At 69.6% G+C, this 18,344-nt stretch carries 19 protein-coding genes; 3 read left to right on the top strand and 16 right to left on the bottom strand.

The features are described 5' to 3' along the window. Positions 1-28 precede the first annotated feature (28 nt). From LG334_RS07100 to LG334_RS07065, 8 genes are read right to left on the bottom strand one after another with little or no spacing between them, the layout of a single operon-like run. Positions 29-829 carry a TIGR04290 family methyltransferase gene (locus LG334_RS07100; protein WP_404384659.1) on the bottom strand — a complete coding sequence of 267 codons (801 nt, stop codon included), beginning with the start codon at positions 827-829 and terminating at the stop codon, positions 29-31. Continuing rightward, a complete protein-coding gene (locus LG334_RS07095; RefSeq protein WP_404384657.1) occupies positions 826-1,947 on the bottom strand; it encodes a glycosyltransferase in 1,122 nt (373 codons plus the stop codon). Before LG334_RS07095 ends, LG334_RS07100 begins: the two co-directional genes overlap by 4 nt. Further along, complete coding sequence (locus LG334_RS07090) at positions 1,947-3,050, bottom strand: glycosyltransferase (protein WP_404384655.1); 1,104 nt, start codon at positions 3,048-3,050, stop codon at positions 1,947-1,949. The genes LG334_RS07095 and LG334_RS07090 overlap by 1 nt, the downstream gene beginning before the upstream one ends. Next, positions 3,050-4,186: a glycosyltransferase gene (locus LG334_RS07085; protein ID WP_404384653.1), complete on the bottom strand. Its 1,137-nt coding sequence runs from the start codon at positions 4,184-4,186 to the stop codon at positions 3,050-3,052. The genes LG334_RS07090 and LG334_RS07085 overlap by 1 nt, the downstream gene beginning before the upstream one ends. 17 nt (positions 4,187-4,203) lie before the next feature. Continuing rightward, a complete protein-coding gene (locus LG334_RS07080; protein WP_404384651.1) occupies positions 4,204-5,334 on the bottom strand; it encodes a glycosyltransferase family 4 protein in 1,131 nt (376 codons plus the stop codon). Beyond that, the gene (locus tag LG334_RS07075; RefSeq protein WP_404384649.1) at positions 5,331-6,629 is read right to left on the bottom strand and encodes a TIGR04295 family B12-binding domain-containing radical SAM protein; all 1,299 of its coding nucleotides are present in this window, start codon (positions 6,627-6,629) and stop codon (positions 5,331-5,333) included. The genes LG334_RS07080 and LG334_RS07075 overlap by 4 nt, the downstream gene beginning before the upstream one ends. Beyond that, positions 6,626-8,689 carry an NAD-dependent epimerase/dehydratase family protein gene (locus tag LG334_RS07070; protein ID WP_404384647.1) on the bottom strand — a complete coding sequence of 688 codons (2,064 nt, stop codon included), beginning with the start codon at positions 8,687-8,689 and terminating at the stop codon, positions 6,626-6,628. Before LG334_RS07070 ends, LG334_RS07075 begins: the two co-directional genes overlap by 4 nt. Continuing rightward, entirely contained in the window at positions 8,686-9,804 is a 1,119-nt protein-coding gene (locus LG334_RS07065) for an NAD-dependent epimerase/dehydratase family protein (RefSeq protein ID WP_404384645.1), read from the bottom strand. The genes LG334_RS07070 and LG334_RS07065 overlap by 4 nt, the downstream gene beginning before the upstream one ends. A 271-nt stretch (positions 9,805-10,075) precedes the next feature. On the opposite strand from LG334_RS07065, the gene LG334_RS07060 reads away from it, so the two are divergent. After that, positions 10,076-11,152: a DNA topoisomerase IB gene (locus LG334_RS07060; protein WP_404384643.1), complete on the top strand. Its 1,077-nt coding sequence runs from the start codon at positions 10,076-10,078 to the stop codon at positions 11,150-11,152. Positions 11,153-11,239: 87 nt separating this feature from the next. Further along, on the top strand, positions 11,240-11,671 hold the full coding sequence (locus LG334_RS07055; protein ID WP_404384641.1) for a DUF2267 domain-containing protein: 432 nt from the start codon (positions 11,240-11,242) through the stop codon (positions 11,669-11,671). 22 nt (positions 11,672-11,693) lie between these two features. Here the strand turns inward: LG334_RS07055 and LG334_RS07050 are convergent, their stop codons facing one another. The 5 genes from LG334_RS07050 to LG334_RS07030 form a co-directional block, all read right to left on the bottom strand. Beyond that, positions 11,694-12,635, bottom strand: coding sequence for a DMT family transporter (locus LG334_RS07050; RefSeq protein WP_404384639.1), 942 nt, complete (start codon positions 12,633-12,635; stop codon positions 11,694-11,696). A gap of 126 nt (positions 12,636-12,761) precedes the next feature. After that, a complete protein-coding gene (locus LG334_RS07045) occupies positions 12,762-13,712 on the bottom strand; it encodes a phytanoyl-CoA dioxygenase family protein (RefSeq protein ID WP_404384637.1) in 951 nt (316 codons plus the stop codon). Between the two features lie 57 nt (positions 13,713-13,769). Further along, positions 13,770-13,955, bottom strand: a complete 186-nt coding sequence (locus LG334_RS07040; RefSeq protein WP_404384635.1) for a hypothetical protein — start codon at positions 13,953-13,955, stop codon at positions 13,770-13,772. Beyond that, entirely contained in the window at positions 13,952-14,146 is a 195-nt protein-coding gene (locus LG334_RS07035; protein WP_404384633.1) for a hypothetical protein, read from the bottom strand. Before LG334_RS07035 ends, LG334_RS07040 begins: the two co-directional genes overlap by 4 nt. After that, positions 14,143-14,781, bottom strand: a complete 639-nt coding sequence (locus tag LG334_RS07030; protein ID WP_404384631.1) for an acyl-homoserine-lactone synthase — start codon at positions 14,779-14,781, stop codon at positions 14,143-14,145. Before LG334_RS07030 ends, LG334_RS07035 begins: the two co-directional genes overlap by 4 nt. Positions 14,782-15,220: 439 nt before the next feature. Here LG334_RS07030 and LG334_RS07025 point away from each other — a divergent pair, with 439 nt between their 5' ends. Beyond that, positions 15,221-15,718 (top strand): CreA family protein, encoded by a 498-nt coding sequence (locus tag LG334_RS07025; RefSeq protein WP_404384629.1) that lies wholly within the window; start codon positions 15,221-15,223, stop codon positions 15,716-15,718. A 3-nt stretch (positions 15,719-15,721) separates the two neighbouring features. Here the strand turns inward: LG334_RS07025 and LG334_RS07020 are convergent, their stop codons facing one another. From LG334_RS07020 to LG334_RS07010, 3 genes are read right to left on the bottom strand one after another with little or no spacing between them, the layout of a single operon-like run. Next, positions 15,722-16,192: a DUF2141 domain-containing protein gene (locus tag LG334_RS07020; RefSeq protein WP_404384627.1), complete on the bottom strand. Its 471-nt coding sequence runs from the start codon at positions 16,190-16,192 to the stop codon at positions 15,722-15,724. After that, positions 16,189-16,704 (bottom strand): DUF1499 domain-containing protein, encoded by a 516-nt coding sequence (locus tag LG334_RS07015; protein ID WP_404384625.1) that lies wholly within the window; start codon positions 16,702-16,704, stop codon positions 16,189-16,191. Before LG334_RS07015 ends, LG334_RS07020 begins: the two co-directional genes overlap by 4 nt. A gap of 54 nt (positions 16,705-16,758) precedes the next feature. Next, positions 16,759-18,222 carry an aldehyde dehydrogenase family protein gene (locus LG334_RS07010; protein ID WP_404384623.1) on the bottom strand — a complete coding sequence of 488 codons (1,464 nt, stop codon included), beginning with the start codon at positions 18,220-18,222 and terminating at the stop codon, positions 16,759-16,761. Positions 18,223-18,344: the final 122 nt, after the last annotated feature.

The following is an 18,344-nucleotide window of genomic DNA, read 5'->3' as shown; positions in this document are numbered from 1 at the left end:
GTCTGCCCGAGGAACGGAGGCAGGGGGTTCAGGGTTCTCCCGCCTCGTCCGATTTATCTCCACGGCCGGTGGCAGCGTCGAATTCCTCGGGCAGCCAGTGGCCGGTGCGGATCGCCATGGGACGGCAGACGTAGATTTCATGGCCCGGCTGCGCCACGACGCGGAAGCCCGACGCCCGCATCATGCCCAGGATGGCGGCGTGGTTGGGCACCCACCAGTTGGTCGGGTCCTGGTTAAGGCTGTTCTCGATGAAGGCCATGCGGGGCCAGCCCGGCTGGTCCAGGGTCTCGCGGTCCTCGAAGTGGACGTCGCCGGCGGCACCCTCCGCCACGTCGCGGTCGGCGGTCATCAGCGTCTGGAACACCATCAGCTCCGGGTCCAGGTGGCGGATGGTGTCCAGCGCCAGCATGGGATAGCGCAGGTGATAGAGCACCCCCATGAAGATGACGATGTCGAAATGCTCCGCCGCCCCGCGGGCGAAGTCGTAAACGTGGCGCTTGCGGAAGGCCACCCGGTCCGACAGCTCCATGCGCGCCGCCGCCCAGCGGGCCTGGCGCAGGTAGTGGTCGTTGATGTCGATGCCGACCACCTCGGCCCCGCGCCTGGCCATCTCGAAGCTGTAGAAGCCGGCGTTGCAGCCGATATCCAGGCAGCGCTTGCCGGTCAGGTCGGCCGGAATGTGCTCGGCCACCTGCTCCCACTTGTAGCGGGGGAAGTCGCCCAGCGGGTGGTCGGGCCGGGTCTGGGTGCCGTCGGGAAGGTGCAGGTTGTGGAACCAGGGCGCCAAGTCCTCCGCCGACGGGCCGGTGGGATGGGCGCCGTGGGTCATGCCCGGGCCTCCGAGGGCACGAGGCGGACGTCGCCGCGCGCGTCCTTTTCCGCCCGCGCTTCCTCATACGCTGTCACCAACTCCTTCGCGCGATGACGGGCGGTGTGGGCGGACAGCACCTTCTGCCGCGCGCGTTCACCCATTTCACGGGCTTCCTCGGCCGGCATGTCCTCCAGCACCGCGCGGGCCTCGTCGGCGGTTTCGGCGGTGACGATCTCGCGGCCGGGCTCGAACAGGGTGTCCAGCCCTTCCCACCAGTCGGACAGGATGGGTGTCGCGCAGGCCGCCGCTTCGAACAGGCGGACGGACGGGCTGTAGCCGGCGCGGATCATGTCCGCGCGCGTCACGTTCAGGGTGAAGCGCTGGGCGTTGTAGAAGGCGCGGTGCTCGGCCGGCGGGCAGTGGTCGATGCGCTCCACGTTCTCCGGCCACTGGATGCTCTCGGGGTACTGCGGCCCGGCGACGACGAAGCGGCATTCCGGTGCCCGCCGGGCGGGCTCGATCAGCAGTTTTTCCAGGGTCGGCTGGCGGTCGTCGGAATAGGTGCCGAGGTATCCCAGGTCCCACTTCACCGGCGTTTCGGGCTGAGGATAGTACAGGTTCGGATCGACGGAGCAATACAGCGCGCGCGCCATGGGCACGCCGTAGTCCCGCTCGATCTTGCGCAGCGTCGGCCCGCCGGTGAAGGACAGATAGAGGTCGTAGCCCGGCATGATCTCGGGCGCGATGTATTCGTGGTCGCCCCGATCCAGCTTCGCCAGCGTCACCGGCGTGTCGATGTCGTAGAAGGCGGCGATGCCCGCCGCCGTGCCCTGGACCCAGCGGCCGACCTCCACCCCGTCGGGCACGTAGGACCCGACGATGACAAGGTCGGCGTCGCGCACCTCGGCCACATGGCTGGCCTTCAGGTCGTCCAGCGAGGCATAGAGATGCGTCGTGCAGCCTTGCGGTTCGGGCATGTCGCGGTTGTCGGCGTACCACGGCACGTCGCGCTCCAGAAAGGTGACGCGGTGCCCCAGGTTCGCCAGCTCGCGCACCAGTCCGCGGAAGGTGGTGGCGTGGCCGTTGCCCCAGCTTGAGGTGATGGACAGGCCGAGAATGCAGATGGACAAGGGCATCAGGAGGCGACCTCCTCGGGCGTGACGGGTGCTACGCGGTCGGAGCCCTCCAGCAGGGCTTCCACCTCGGCGGCGCGGTGGTCGTAGGTGTGTTCGGCCAGAACGCGCGCCAGCCCCGCTTGGCCGACGGCGGCGGCCTCGGTTTCGCTCAGGGACGAAAGCTGGCGGGCGACGTCCTCGCCGTCATGGGCCACCAGCACCTCGCGGCCGGGTTCCAGGAACTGGTCGATGCCCTCCCAGGCGTCGGTGACCAGGCAGGCGCCGGCGCCGCAGGCCTCGAAGACGCGGGTGGGCGGCGAGAAGCCGGTTTTCGCCATGCTGTCGCGGGTGATGTTCAGCACGGCCTTGGGGGAGCAGTTGAAGGCGTTGTGCTGGTGCGTGTAGACGTGCCCCAGGTTCCGCACGTTGGATGGCATGGGCTTGTCGTCCCAGCCGGACCCGCCCATGAGGAACCGCTGGTCGGGCAACACCTGGGCGGCCTTCAGGAAGAATTCCTCCACCCGCGCCTCGCGGTCAGGCAGGCGGTTGCCGAGGAACGCCAGGTCGGCGGCGAAGGCCGGGTCGGGCTCCACCGGGTAGTGCGTCGTCGGGTCCAGCGCGTTGTAGATGGGCACGCAGGCCTTCGCACCCAGCTTGGTGTAGGCGTCGACCACCGGGTCACCGCCGCCGTAGGTCAGCACCATGTCGAAGTCGGGCACCAGCGGGCCCAGCACGTCGTCGGGGCTGGTGTGGATGTTCTCCAGCGTCGCCGGGGCGTCCACGTCCCACAGCACGACGCGCGTGCCCGGCGCCTTCAGGCGCAGCACGTTCTGCTCCAGGAAGGCGTCGAACACGCCGACGCCCGAGGCCTTCACCACCAGATCGGCGCCCTTCGCGTCCTCCAGCGCCCGTTCGCAGCCCTCCTGCGTCGCCGGCCAGACCACGACGCGCGCCCAGTCGGGCGGGTCCATGTCGCGGTGCTTCTGGCGGTCGAAGGCGTCCGGCTCGTAGAAGGTGATGGTGTGCCCCCGGCGCGCGAGCGCGGACAGCATGCCGCGGTAATAGGTCGCGGCACCGTTCCAGAAGGCGGACACAAGGGACGAGCCGAAAAAGGCGATGTGCATCAGGCGATCTCCACGCGGGCGCGGGGTGGATGGGTGGTGTCGGCGGGGCATCCCAGGCTTGCCAGGATGTCCAGCAGTTCGTCGGCGCGATGGCCGCAGGTGTGGCGGGCGCGGATGGCGCTCAGGCCGTTCTCGCGCAAGGACCGGGCAAGATCGGTGTCGGCCAGCACCAGGCGCAGCTTGGCGGCCATGTCGTCGGCGTCGCGCGCGACCAGATAGTCCTCGCCGGGCGTGAACAGGCCTTCGACGTCGTCCCACGGGGCGGAGACCAGCGGGATGCCGCAGGCCATGGCCTCGAAGGGGCGGATGGTGGGAATGCCCGGCAGGATGTCGGTGTAGAAGCGGCGCGGTACGTGGACCGTCACCCGGTGCGCGGCGAAGACCTCCGGCACCCGGTGGTTGGGCAGCCAGCCCCGGTAGTCGATGCCCGCCGCCGCCAGCCGCTCCAGCGCATCGTCGGGGTAGCGCACGCCGTGGACGGTGGCGGACAGGCCCAGGGCCTGCACCGGCTCAAGCAGGAAGCGGTCCAGTTCCTCGGTGCGCTCGTCGTCGCCCCAGTTGCCGATCCAGACAAGGTCGCGGCTGGCGGCGATGTCGTCGCGCGGGTGGAACAGGGCCGTGTCGGCGGCCTCGTGCCAGGTCCAGGCGTGGGCGGTCCACTGCTTCTGAAGGTAGATGTCGCGGATGACGTTGCCGAAGGCCAGCACGCCGTCGTAGGCCGAGAGATCATAGGCCGCCATTTCCTCGGGCGCGGAAACGCTGCGGTGGTGGGTGTCGTGGAACAAGAGCCGGAAGCCCGCCCCGGCGGCGCGGCGGCGGCCGACCTCGGCGACCAGTTCGGGGGCGGACCATTCGTGCACGATGACGGCATCGGCGCCGTCCAGCGCTTCGTCCAGGTCGGGCATGGCACCGTCATAGAGGCGCGAGGACAGGCCCGGCAGCGCGGCCGCAATGTCCTCCAGCGCCTGCGGGCCATGATCGGCGACAAGGTTCTCGCGCGACCAGCCGGCGGCGGGCTCCCAGACGGTGACGTCGTGGCCGCGCTGGAGCAACTCGCGCACCACGCCGCGCAGGAAGTGGGCGTTGCCGTGGTTCCAGTCGGAAAACAGCGAATGGTAGAAAAGGACCAGCTTCAAAAGCGTCTCCTGAAGGCTTACTCGGCGGCCAGCACGGCCGCCTTCGGCGCGTGCCCGGCCGCGGCGGCGTAGGCGGCGAGCGTCGCGTCGGTCATCGCCCGGTTGGTGTAGCGGCGGGCGCGGTCCAGTGCGGCGGCGGCCAGGCGCCGGCGCAAGGCGGCATCGTCGGCCAATGCCGCACAGGCCTCGGCCCAGGCGGCAGGCTCACGCGCCGGGACGAACAGCGCCGCCCCGTCCCAAAGCTCCCGGAAGGTGGAAATGTCCGACAGAACGAGGGCGCAGCCCGTCCGCGCCGCTTCCAGCGGCCCCAGGCCGAAAGGCTCGTAGACCGACGGTGCGCAGAACACCGCGGCTTCGGCCAGTTCCTGTGCCAGGGCGTCAGGCTCCAGGCGGCCGAGCGTGTTCACGCCCGGCGGCGGCGCGGCCTCGCCGTCCGGACCGGCGGCGTCACCGGCGATCCGCAGCGGCCACGGTCCGCGCGCGGCGGCCTCTCCCAGGACCGCCATGTTCTTGGCCTCGTCCCACACCCGGCCGGCGGCCAGCACCACCGGGGCCTTCTCCGGCGGCTGCGGCGGGGCGTCGCCCAGGCCGTTGCGCACCGCCCGCGCCGGACCGGCATGGCCGAAGGCGGCCGTCACGGCGTGCAGGTAGGCCTGCGTCGGCGCAATTACGAGATCGGCAGCGGCGAGGCCGGCGCGGGCCTCGTCCTGGTAACGCTCGAACAGCGGCGGCGGCGGCTCGCCCTTCACGGCGTCGAACCACGTCACCACGTCGGAATGCGCCGCCACGACCACGGGCGCGCGCCAGGGCAGGCGGCCGTGGGCATAGCCGTTGAGGTGCACCAGGTCCGGGCGGTAGCGCTTCTGCAACCGCATGAGCCAGTCGCCGGCCGCCGCCACTTCGTCCCACGGATCGTCCGGCATCCACTCCAGCGCGTAATCGGAGCATTCCAGGATCACGCCGTCGATGGACCGCGCGGCGCGCATCTGCGCGTCCGTCGGCGCCCGGCCCATGGTGGCGATCACCAACCGCGCGCCCCGCGCCGTCAACCCGCGCGCCAGTTCCAGGGCATAGGTCCACACCCCGCCGACCGTGTCGGCAGTCATCAGCACGCAACGGGGGACGGGCGTCGGCGCGACGGCGTTCATTCGGCGGCCCTCCGCTCCAGGTCGGCGAGCGGCAGGGGCGTGTCTTCCTGGATGTCGCTGAAGTCCACGTATTCGCGCAGGTAGTAGTCCATGGCGCGTTCCCACGCCTGGTCATCCAGCCGGCCGAACAGCTTGCGGTAGTCGGGGCTGCCCGGATAGGGGAACAGCGGCACCGGATCGTTGGCCCACACACCGCGCTCGCGCACGACCTCGCGCCACGCCGCGATCTGCTGCGGGTCGTCGGTGGGCAGCTCGATCAGGTTCGCTTGCACGAAGGGCACGAACTTCTTGGCGTGGATCAGCCGTTCCGTCAGTTCGTCGGTGCCGAGCTTGCAGTTCTTGTCGAGCATGGCGCGGCCCTCGGGCGTGATGCTTTCGACGCCCGCCTCGATGGACACGCATCCTGCCTTGCCCAGAAGCTCGATCATTGGGAACTTCCAGAGGTCCAGGCGGGTCTGGATGCCGAACTCCACGTCGCGCTCCACCAGCGCGTCCAGGAGCGGCTTGTCGGGCAGGAAGATTTCGTCGACGAAGTACAGGTATTCGACGCCCTGCGCGATCAGCCGGTCGATCTCGGCCATCAGGGTGGGCAGGTCGCGCTTGCGGTACTTGTCGCGGAAGTTCTCCTTGGCGCAGAAGGAGCACGAGAACGGGCACCCCCGGCTCGCCTCCACCTCCGCCCCCGGCGCATTGGGCTCGCGGTCGAAGCGGTGGTGGTGGTGGCGGTGGCGCTTCACCCAGGCGTCCGGCCATTCCAGCGCCGGCAGGTCGGTGAAGGTGGCCGCCTGAGGGCCGCCGTTGACCTTGATGCCGCTTTCCATCTTCTCGTGCCGGAAGGCGAGCCCCGGCATGTGCGCCCGGTCCTCGCCGTTGGCCAGCTTGACGACGATCTCCTCGCACTCGCCCATGACGATCTCGTCCACCTCCAGCTTGCCGAGAGCGGCGCGCGGGGTCGTGGAGCCGTGCGGGCCGACCGCCACAAGCCGGCCGGCGTGGGGGCGCACGGTGTCGATCACCTCGCGCGGGACGCGCAGCTCGGGCGGGGCGCAGCGCCAGAACAGGTAGGTGGGCGCGGTGGTGACCACCGTCATGTCGGGCGCAAACGCCTCCACCCGCAGGCGGACGTCCTCGTGCGACAGATCGTCCATGTGGGCGTCGATGATTTCCGCCTCGTGGCCCTCGCGTTCCAGGAGGGCCTTGGAATAGCCCAGTTCCAGCGGCAGGTGAGGCTCGCGGCAGCCGAAGTAGATGCTGCCGTCGAACGTCCAGTGCGGGTTGATCAGGCAGACCTTCATACGGCGACCCTTTCCTCCGGTTCGGGGGTCTCGGCGGCGACGCTGCCGAAGCCGTGCGCCACCAGCCAGTCGCGCAGGCGGGCGAAGCCGTCCTCCACACCCACCCGCGGGCGCCAGCCGGTCAGGCTCTCGAAGGTGCGGGTGTCGCTGACGTACCAGGGCTGATCCCCCGGCCGCCAGTCGCCGAAGGAGACGTCCACGCTGCGGCCCGTCAGGCGCTCGATGGCGCGGATGGCCTCAATGAGCGACACCGCGTTGCGCGGCCCGCCGCCCATGTTGAAGGCGCGGCCCTGCACGTCCTTCATGCGGCGCTCGGCCAGCAGGTAGGCATCCACGATGTCGTCGACGAACAGCACGTCGCGCACCTGCTTGCCGTCGCCGAACAGGGTGATCGGCTCGCCCTTGAGCGCCTGGATCATGAAGTGCGCGACCCAGCCCTGATCCTCGGTGCCGAACTGGCGCGGGCCGTAGAGGCAGCTCATGCGGAACACCGCCGCCGGCAGGCCGTAGATGCGGGCGTGGTCGATGACGTACTGGTCCGCCCCGCCCTTGGAGCAGCCGTAGGGCGAATACAGCTCCAGCGGCTGACGCTCGGAAACGCCGTAGCGGCGGGCGTCCTCGTCCACCGGCGCGTGACGGTCGCCCTGCAACGCCAGCGGAATGTCGGAGAGCGCGCCATAGACCTTGTTGGTCGACGCGAAGACCAGCCTGGGCGCCTCGGCCATCTCGCGGGCGGCCTCCAGCACGTTCATGACGCCGCCCAGGTTGATGTCGAAGTCCTCGCGCGGGTCGTTGACGCTGGTGGTCACGGCCACCTGGGCGGCCAGATGAAAGACGCTCTCGGCCTCCTTCACCACGTCGCGGACCGTCCAGCGGTCGCGGATGTCGCCGGGCACGGGCTCGATGCGGCCGGGATGGCTGTCGATGAGCCAGGCCAGGTTGTCCTCGACGCCGCCGCGGCTCAGGTTGTCGAAGATGCGCACATGGCGGCCTTCGGCGGCCAGCCGGTGGGCGATGTTCGAGCCAAGGAACCCGGCGCCGCCGGTAATCAGCACGGGCTTTTCCGCCTTGCCGGTGACGGCGGGCGCCGCGGCATCCGGGCGGTGGCACAGGTGCTCGTCGACCCGCGCCACCGCGTCGATCCCGCCGCGCTCCAGCAGACGGAACAGCAGCTTGGGGCGGCCTTCCGGCGTGCGCAGGCCGAAGTGGTAGTGGCGTTCGTCGACGTGGAAGCCTTCCTGGCTGGGAATGTCCTTGTGCAGGTCGCTCCACGCATACCAGTAGGCGCGCTCGACCGGGGCCTTCAGAAGGTCCAGGAACACTTCGGTCTGGGTCGGCTCGTCATGGCGCCAGGTGGAGTAGCCGGCTTCCGTGATCCAGAACTCCATGGGCCGGTCCAGGTCGGCCAGCGCGGCCCGCACCTCTTCCACCTGCCGCGCCCAGGTCTGGCCGTCGTGGGTCCAGGTGCCGGGGAAGCCGTGGAGCGAGATGGCGTCGATGTTGTCCAGCGCGCCGTATTCGCGCATCAACTGGACCCAGTTGGGATCGGTCGGGCACATGCCGCCGAGCACCGTCTTCTTGCCCCGCTGGTGCATCCAGTAGGACGCCATGATGATCATGTTGGCGAACTTGCGCCAGCTGGGGTCGATGCGCCAGTCCCAGTCGTTCAGGTTGTTGGGCTCGTTCCACAGTTCCACCCACTCGAAGCAGTCGCCGTGGTCGGTCACCAGAACGTCCAGGAAATCGGCATAGGCCTTGAGGTCCGCCGGCGGACTGGAGGTCTTTTCCACCTCGCCGATCGACGGCGGCGTGTAGGTCACGCAGGGCAGCACGTCGACGTCCTTCGCCAGCCGGGGCAGCAGCCATGCGTACCAGTCGCGGCCGCCGGGCGTGTGGTACTCCGCCCAACTCACACCCGTGCGCAGGTGCGTGATGCCCATGCGCTTGAGGTCGGCGAGCAGGGTCTCCACCAGCTCGTAGTCGCCGGGACGCAGCCACTCGACGACGCCGACGGCCGGCGCGCTTGCGGGGGTGTGGGGCTTGCGAGGCTCGGCGTTCATGCCACCAGCCCCCGCTGCCGCAGTTCCTTGTCCGCCTCGCCAACCCGGTCCTCGGCGGTCTGGGAGGCGACCCAGTCCACCAGTTCCGAAAGACCCTCGTCGAAGCCGGTCTCGGGGCGGAAGCCCAGCAGCTTTTCCGCATTGGTCAGGTCGGCGAAGCAGTGGCGGATGTCGCCGACGCGGTATTCGCCGGTGACCTCGGGCGCGATGTCCTCGCGCCCCATGGTGCGGGCGAGCGTGGCGGCGATCTGCTCCACCGTGTAGATGTTGCCGGACCCGATGTTGATGGCATGGCCGGCGCTTTCGGGCCGGTCCATGGCATCGGCGCAGGCCCGCGCGACGTCCTTCACATGCACGAAGTCACGGCGCTGGCGGCCGTCCTCGAAGATGCGCGGCGCCTTGCCGTTCAGCAGGCGCGAGGCGAAGATCGCAAGGACGCCCGTGTAGGGGTTCGACAGCGCCTGGCGCGTGCCGTAGACGTTGAAGAACCGCATGGCCGTGGTCGGGATGCCGTAGGCCCGGCCCGTAATCAGGCACATGCGTTCCTGCGCGTATTTGCCGAGCGCATAGATGCTCGCCAGCTCCGGCTGCTTGCTTTCCGGCGTCGCGACGGGGGTCAGCGGCAGGCCGTCGGTGCTGACGGGCTCCCACTGGCCCTTTTTCAGCTGCTCGGCAGAGCGCGTGGCGTTGGGGACCAGGGCGCCGGTTTCGTCCTCGTACAGGCCCTCGCCGTAGATGCTCATGGAGGACGCGACCACCAGGCGCTTGACAGGGCGTTCGATCAGCAATTGCAGCAGCGTCGCCGTGCCCAGGTCGTTGACACCCGTATAATCGTCGATCTGGTACATGCTCTGGCCGACGCCGACCATGGCCGCCAGGTGATAGACCACGTCCACGCCTTCGAGCGCCCGGCGCAGGGCATTGGCGTCCCGCACGTCGCCACGCACGAACTCCACGTCCGGCGACAGGTAGTCGGGCACGCTGGCGTCCTCGCCGTGCACCTGGGGGGACAGGTTGTCGAACACCCTCACGTCGTGGCCGCGCGCCAGCAGGGCGTCGGCCAGGTGAGACCCGATGAACCCGGCCCCGCCGGTGATGAGTATCTTGGCGCTCATGGGTCCTCCTTGGGATTGCACTCGGGAGAGGCAACGCGACCGTTGAGCGACAGGTTCCTCATCTTCAGCAGCAGCCGCACCGGGCCGGAACGAAGGCCAAGGAGAAGCCGCTGTCGCCATAGTCACCGTGGCTCCTCTTCCGACCGCAACGCGCCGAAGTCGAGGCCCGTTGACGCAAAAATCGCAGATTAGCCTTCCGGAAGCCCAAAACAGGCTTCCAACGGCCAGAAGAAGCCTTTTTCATCCACCTGACGGGGGTCGTTGCGCGCCCATGACGATTGACGATGACCTTGCGCCCGAGGACCTGGAGCGCCACGGCCTGAGGTGGTCCTCCGACGCCGAACCCGGCATCCGCCGGCGGCGGCGCGGCAAGGGGTTCAGCTATCACGACCCGGAAGGAGAGCGCATCCGCGACACCCGCACGCTCGACCGCGCCCGGCGCCTGGCCGTGCCGCCGGCCTACAAGGATGTCTGGATCTGCATGGACCCCGAGGGCCACCTTCAGGCCACCGGGCGGGACGCGCGCGGGCGCAAGCAGTACCGCTATCACGCCCGCTGGCGGGAGGTGCGCGACGCCGCCAAGTATCACCGCCTGCTGGACTTCGCCGCCGCCCTGCCCTCCTTGCGCCGCCGCGTCTCCCGCGACCTGGGGCGCGAGGGCCTGCCGCCGGAAAAGGTGGTGGCCGCGGTGGTGCGGCTTCTGGAGAACAGCCTGATCCGCATCGGCAATCCGGAATATTCCAAGGACAACGACTCCTATGGCCTGACCACCCTGAAGGGCGACCACGTCGACGTGGACGGGCCGGATCTGCACTTCGACTTCACCGGCAAGGGCGGCAAGGACTGGGAAATCAGCGTCAAGGACCCGCGCGTCGCCGCCGTGGTGGAGGAGTGCCAGGACCTGCCCGGCCAGCGCCTGTTCCAGTACGTCGACGAGCACGGCCACCACCACTCGGTCGGCTCGGATGATGTGAATGCGTACCTTCACGACCACACCGGCGACGGCTTCACGGCCAAGGACTTCCGCACCTGGGCGGGGACGGTCCTGGCCTACCACGCGCTGTGCGCCGCGCCCGAGCCCGCCACCAAGAAGTCCCGCCAGAGCGAGCTGAAGGCCGCCGTCAAGCAGGTGGCGGAGCGGCTGAAGAACACCCAGGCCATCTGCCGCAAGTGCTACGTCCATCCCGCCGTCATCGCCCACTGGGAAGAAGGCACCCTGCCCCAGGCCTGCGCCCGCGCCGCCAAGGCCGAGGACACGGCTCCCGCCGCGCTGCGCAAGGACGAGCGCCAGGTCTGGGCCTTTCTCAAGATCGCGGAAGAAGAGGCACCAGAAAAATCGGGAAAGTGAGCGGCGGGTTCGAACGCTTCACCGGCGATAGTCGTAACTCGGACAGATCACCGAACGCATAGAAACCAGAAGACGGAGGTGACATCCATGAGTGACACCGGCCTCGACATCTTTGACCGCACCGTACAGGTCTCCAACGAGTGGGTGAACGAGATCAACGCGCAACTCGGCGGCGAGAAGAAGCACGCCTACCACGCCTTGCGCGCCACCCTGCACGCCCTGCGGGATCGGCTGACCGTGGACGAGGCGACCGACCTGGGCGCGCAGTTCCCCATCATGGTCAAGGGCATCTACTACGACCAGTGGCACCCGGCCGACAACCCGGCCAAGGACCAGCGCAGCAAGGAGGAATTCCTGGGCGCGGTCGGCGAGCGCCTCAAGCAGTCGGCCACCGACGATGATCCCGAACGCGCCTGCAAGGCGGTCTTCGCCGTGCTGCAGCAGCGCGTTACCGCCGGCGAAATCAAGGACGTGAAGAATATGCTGCCCGGCGAGGTCCAGACGCTGTGGCCGAACTGACGGCCCACGCCCGGTGCGTGATTCAGGAGGCGGACGCGGAAGCGTTCCGCCTCCTTTTCGTACGCAGGAAGGGCAGTGCCTCGACCACCAGGATGCTCGCCAGGATCAAGCCGGCGCCGCCCATCTGCGCGACCGTCAGGCGCTCGCCCAGCACGATGGCCGCCGACAGCGCGGCGAACACCATCTCGGAACTCAGGATCAGCGCTGCATCGGCCGGATGCGCACCCCGCTGCCCCACCACCTGCAGGGTGAAGGCCACGCCGACCGACAGGATGCCGGCATAGGCGATCTCGAAGGCCGCACCCGTCAGGGCCGCGACGCTCGGGCTCTCCAGCGCCGCCGCGCCGGCCATCCCCAGCACGCCGACCGTGAGGAACTGGGTGCAGGCCAGCCCCAGCGGCCGGTCGGAGCGCGCGACGAAGGTGCCGACGCAGATCACGTGCAGGGCCCAGAAGATCGCGCCGCCGATCACCCACAGATCGCCGTCGGAAAAACCGTCCAGCCGTCCGCCGTTGAGGAACCACGTTCCCGCCGTGCAGCCGATCACGCCCGGCCACACCGCCCAGTGCGGCAGCTTGCGGAACAGGAACAGCGCCAGCACCGGCACCATGGGCACGTACAGCGCCGTCAGGAAGCCGGCGTTGGTGACGCTGGTGTGGATGATCCCGACCTGCTGCGTGAAGGACCCGGCGAACAGCATCACGCCGCACAAGACGAAGCCCAGCCTGTCCACCGGCCTTGTGGTGGCGGGGGCGCGGGTCCGTTCGCGCAGGGCGAGCGGCAGGATGACCAGCGCCCCCAGAATGAACCGGCTGCCGGTGAACGCCAGCGGCCCCAGCGCGTCCGCCCCGGTTTCCACCGCGCCCTGCTCGTCGACGAAGGCCAGCTTTTGCACCACGAAGGTGGACCCCCAGATGGCGGCGGCAAGCAGAAGCGTCAGGTCGGCGACGAGGCGGCGGGGCATGGCAGGTCTCGGCAGGAGGGGCTGCCGCACGCTTACCCTGCGCCCGCGCAACCCGGAAGGGCCAAAGCGGCGCCCTCCTCCGGCGCCGCTTCGGCCCTTCGCGCTCGCTCTCCCCCTGGCGGCGGATCAGGCGGCCTTCTTGCCGTCGCGAATGGCGCAGAACTCGGCCAGAAGCTCGGCGGCCCACTCGGGCATGTAGTCCTTGAACGTCAGAATGTCGGGGCGGCCGTCCATCTCCAGCAGCACCCGCGGGTCCTGGCCCTCGAAGCAGCCCAGGTTCGGGTTGTGGACGTTGTAGCCGATCAGCTCCTGCAACTCGCGGGAGTAGGTCTTGGCGATTTCCGGCGGGTTGGCCAGGTACTGGTTCTCCGCCTGGCGCAGCCAGCCCAGGCAATAGGCCATGGACAGGCCGGTGCGCGGCGCGGTCGAGCGGTTGGCGCCGCCGCCGTGCACGGTGGACCCCAGCCACACCGCCGCCGATCCGCGGGGCATCTCGGCCTGGACGATGCGGGATTCGTCGGGCAGACGCTCGATCTCGGGGTCCTTGTGGCTGCCCGGAACGATGCGGGTCGCGCCGTTCTCGGCGGTGAACTCCGACAGCGCCCAGACCACGTTCATCTGGTATTCCATGCGGCCGCGCTCGATGGGCCACAGTTCCTCGTCGGCGTGCAGCAGCTGTTCCGGCTCGCCGGGATGGATCTGGATGGTCTGGGTGCCCGAAAGCTGGATGCTGTCGCACCAGGGAAGCAGCATGCCCTTCACCACGTCCAGGATGAACGGGTTGGCGCAAAGCGCGTGGCTGGCGCGCGACTTGGCGAGCACGCTGGCGTGGCGGCGCGTTTTCCAACCGAAGAAGTTGCCCTCGCAGAACGGCGTGCGGTCCAGATAGGCCGACAGGTCGGCGTCCACCTGGTCGATCACCTCGCCCGGCACCAGGTCGGTCAGCACCACGGCGCCGTCGCGCTTGAGCGCGGCATGCACGTCCTCCACCGGCGTGGTGGCGGCAGACAGGGTGCGCACGCCGGTGGCGGCAGCGGCGGGAACGGTCTTGGCGGTGGCGGGGCTGATGGCATTCATGGCGATGGTATCCTCTTCAGTCGTCTGCTCGGGGGCCGGCGGCGCGCAAGGCGCGGCCTACTCCGGCCACTCGTGGTCCAGGGCCTGCATCGCCAGGGCGATGGCGGCGGCGGTGGTGGGCAGGTTGGAGTCGCTCATCTCGCGGTGCAGGTAGCGCAGCATGGCCCGCAGGGCCTGGCGCTGGTCGTCGTCGTCAAGCGCCTGGTCGAGAACCTGCGTGGGGAACGGAATGACGGTGCTCATGCGTCACACTCCTGGCCTCGGGTGTGGGTGTAGACGTCGAGGGCGGCACGGATGGTGGTCGCCAGATCCTTGAGCGCGGCGCGGTCGGCCTCGCGCTCCAGGTAGCAGAGCCCTTCGACGATGTGGCGTTCGGCGGCGGTGTCGTCCGGAGCCTCGGACGGCCGCGGACGGCGGACCGGTGCGCCCGTCATGCGGCCACCGCCGGCGCCATTCCGTCGTCGTCGGCCAGCCGCAGGACCGGCTGGCGCACGCCCGTGACCTTACGCACCGTCTCCAGCCGCTCGGCGGAAACCTCGGTCAGCCACACGGCGCAGGGCACGCCGTCGATGCGCCGGGTGGGGCCGACGGCCCAGGTGTTCATGCCGTTGCCCAGCAGGAACGAGCGCACGAAGGTCGGCGGCATCAGGTGGATGTAGCGCTGCACGCCGTACATCAGGCCGAACTCCATGATCCCCACCACCATCTCGCGGCGGATCTGGCGGCGCAGGGCCGGCGAGGCGGACGGGTCGACCGCCAGGCGCGTCGCCTCCCAGGTCAGCGTATCGCGCGGCAGGGGCACGTCGGTCACCATCTCGGGCCAGATGTCGGCGATCATGTAGGGAACGTTGGTGGGGCTGAAGCGCACCACGCCGCGCGCCTCGCCGTTGTCGTCGCGCCACACCAGGTAGTGGGCGGCCGGCGTGTCGTACTGGTCCCACTCCATCTCGTTGATGTGGGGCACGTTCCAGCCGGCCCGTTGCACGAAGACGCGGTAGCGCAGCCGGTGCTGGCCGGCAAGCGCGTCGCCGAAGTGATGAGCCGTGCCCCAGGTCAGGCAGTCGAGCATTGGTCCCTCTCCCGTTGTCGCTTAGGTGGTCCGATTGGACGCGAAAACGGGGAGTAAAGCAGCCTGAGCAACCCCTCAGGGTGCTTAAACCAGAAGGTTAAGCAGGCATGGCGGGAAGACTGTAGATTGATTCCCCGTTTGGGCGTAGCGGTGAACCCAGGCCAAGCGCCACTCCGCAGAATGGCGCGCCGGTCACGGCGGGACGGGAAACCCGCCGGAAACCCCAAGCTTCAGCCGTCCGGCGGAGAATGTCCAGCCCGTCATGAAAAGGCCAGCAACAACCGATACTTGCGCTGAACCGGCCATCCGGCAGACCGCACGAATCGCTGTTGATCAACGCCCAAGGAACACGCGCCGTCGGTTGTCCGTCCGCCATGGACGGGGCCCGACGGGGATGTTATGCCCGTGAAACCTCGCCATTCCTGCCGGAGATCCGCTCATGCGCCGCCTCGGCCTTTCCCTGCTCGGCCTCACCGCCCTGGTGCTTGCCGCCGGCCCGCCCGCACTGGCCGAGGAAGTGGGCTGCGTCTCCACGGTCTGGAAGATGGTCGGACCCGACCACAAGATCTGCGTCGACGCCTTCGAGGACCCCAAGGTGGACGGCGTCGTCTGCCACGTCAGCCGGGCGCGCACCGGCGGACTGAGCGGCGCGCTCGGGCTCGCGGAGGATACCTCCGACGCCGCCATCGCCTGCCGACAGGTGGGCCCCATCACCATCAAGGAAGACCTGGAGGACGGCGAGCAGGTCTTCAGCGAGCGCCGGTCCATCATGTTCAAGCGCCTGCAGGTGGTGCGCTTCCACGACCGGCCGCACAACACGCTGGTCTACCTGGTCTACAGCGACAAGATGGTGGAGGGCAGTCCCAAGAACAGCCTCTCCACCGTGCCCGTCATGCCCTGGGGCGGAACCCCCGCGCAGGGTCCCGGCCTGGAGTAGGCGTCAGAAGTACTTCAGCGGCACCACGGTGAAGGCCTCGCCCTCGCCCACCTCGACGGCCGCATCACCGAACTTGGGCGGGCCGAAGTTGATCTTGGCGCCGTTGCTGAAGCCGACCCCTTCCTTCGGCGCGCCGAAGATCGAGCGGTCGATCTTCGCATTGGCGTTCTCGTCGTGATAGGCCTGCACAGCGTAGGTTCCCGGCGGCACGTCGGGCACCATCAGGGTCACCGTCCCCACGGTGGCGGGGGCGGAGGCGCCGAAGCGGCATCCCGGCTTGAGAAACTCATCCCGGGTGCACACGGCGATGCGCACGTTCCCGCGGTCGCTTGCGACACCGGCGACGGACACCGTGATGCCCGGGGCGACGCGGGCCGCCACGGCATCGACCGTCTGCGCCGCAAGGGGCGCGGCTCCGGCGGCCAGGACGGAGATGACGGCGAGCGGGCGGACGAGGCGTCGGATCACGGTCATGCCGCCACCTCCGCGCGCAGGTCGTCCAGCCACTGCGTCACCCGGCGCCCGTTGGTGCCAAGGTCGCTCTTGCCGTAGTGGGAGCGGCTGAAGACCGCCAGCGTCGAACGATCCTCCGCCAGCGGCACGAACCGCACCGTCACCGTGTCGGGGAAACGCAGAAGGGGCGTGCGCACCTCCCAGTCGCCCTGCATGGCGGCGTCATCCCATGCCAGGCGCTCGGTGTGCGGCTTGGACGCCACGACCCGATCCCATGCCGCCTTGAGGTCGGTCGCGGGCACGGCGAACTCCGGCGCCTCTCCATGGGTCTGCCCCGGACACAGGCCCGCCGGGCAGAGAATGTATTCATTGCCGGCCGGCGCGCGGTCCCAGGTCTCGAACACCACGGCGTGGCGCTCGGGCGGGCCGAACAGCGTGGACCAGACGGCATCCCGCCCCTTTACCGCCGCGACGGCGACATATCCGACCAGCGGCAGAACGGCCGCCAGTCCAAGCACTGTGCGCGCTTTCACGTCATCCCTCCGTATCCGTTCCAGACCGGGCGCCTGGGGGCGCCGCTACGTCTGCTACGGACGCCGGCCCCGGAACAGACCACCTAGGCCGCCGTGCACCAGACGCAACCACCCCGCCGCCAACTTTGCGTCGGCCTCCGACGGCGGCCGCAGGTGGGGACGAAACCGGCCCTTGCGTGTGGATATTACCTTGGGGTGCGTCAGTTCGAGTAGCCCTTCGGCGCCGCGCGTGACGCCGAAGCCGCTGCGCCCGCGACCGCCGAAGGGAAGACGGGGATCGGCGGTGGGCACGATGATGTCGTTGATGGTCACCCCGCCCACCCGCAGCGCCTCGGCCACGTCGCGCGCCGCCTTCTCGGGCCCGAAGACGGTGGCGCCCAGGCCGTAGGGGCATTCGTTGGCCTGCTCCACGGCGGCCTGGGTGTCGGCCACCGGCACAAGCGAGACCACCGGCGCGAAGACATCCGCCTGCAACAGGCTCATCCAGGGCGCGGCGTCGGCCACCACCACCGGCTTGAGCCCCCCCTCCGCCGGATCGAAGGCGCCGTGGGCCAGCCGCGCGCCGTCCGCCTCCGCCCGCCGGACCAGATCGTGCAGCTGGCGCCGCACCGGCAGCGGCACCGGCACGGCGGGAATGGCGGCGATCTCGTACAGCAGCTTGCGCTCCAGCGCCGCCGCCGCCTCGCGCGGGACGAACACCCGACGCGGCGCGATGCAGGTCGCCCCGCCGTTGAGCCGCAGGCCATAGGCCACGGACCGGGCAACCAGATCCAGGTCGGCGCGCGGCAGCACCACCACCGCGTCCGATCCCGACAGTTCCATGGTGGACGGCGTCAGTGTTTCCGCGAGGCGGCGCTGCACCGCCCGGCCCGTCTCCGCAGAGCCGGTGAGCAGCACCTTGTCGACGCCCGCGTCCATGGCCGCCTCGGCCTCGGCCACCGTCTCGCCCAGAACGTGCAGCAGCCCTTCCGGCAGGCCGGCGTGATCGAGCATGGCCGCCAGCTTGTAGAGCGGCGCGGCGCACTGGGGCGCCGGCTTGACCACCACCGCGTTGCCCGCCGCCAGCGCCTGGAGGATCTGGATGCCCGGCAGCATGAGCGGATAGTTGGACGGCGCCAGGATCAGCACCACGCCCAGCGGCTCGGGCTTCACCACGGCGGACGTGCCCGACAGCCAGGCCGGCCGCCCCTCTCCGCCCAGCTTGCGCGGGGCGAGAAGGTCGCCGGCCTCGCGCTCCAGGAACCGGCAGGCTTCGGCCAGCGGCAGGACCTCGGCCATCAGCGTCTCGCCCGGCTGGCGACCGCCGTAGGTGCGCACGCTGTCGGCCAGTTCCGGCGCGCGACGGCCGATCATGCGGCGCAGGCGGCGGATCACCTTGAGGCGGCGGCGCAGCGGCGTGCGCGCCCACAGGCCTTGGGCGGCCCGGGCGGCGGCCACGCGGCGGGCCGTGGCCGTGGCGGCGTCGCCAGTGGCTTCCTCCGCCTCGGCCCGGGCGTCGTTTGTGTCGTCGTCACGCATCCCTGTCCTCCAGTGATCGGTGATCTTTACGCCTGGGACCGTCGTAGTGGTTCAACAGACAGCCACGGCAATCAACGCCGGACGGTTTTTGCAACGCCGGTTCCCCCTGAGCGCCGGCAGCC

This window comes from Caenispirillum salinarum (assembly GCF_044803115.1).
Classification (GTDB): domain Bacteria; phylum Pseudomonadota; class Alphaproteobacteria; order Rhodospirillales; family Rhodospirillaceae; genus Caenispirillum; species Caenispirillum salinarum_A.
This window is presented reverse-complemented; position numbering and strand designations above follow the sequence as displayed.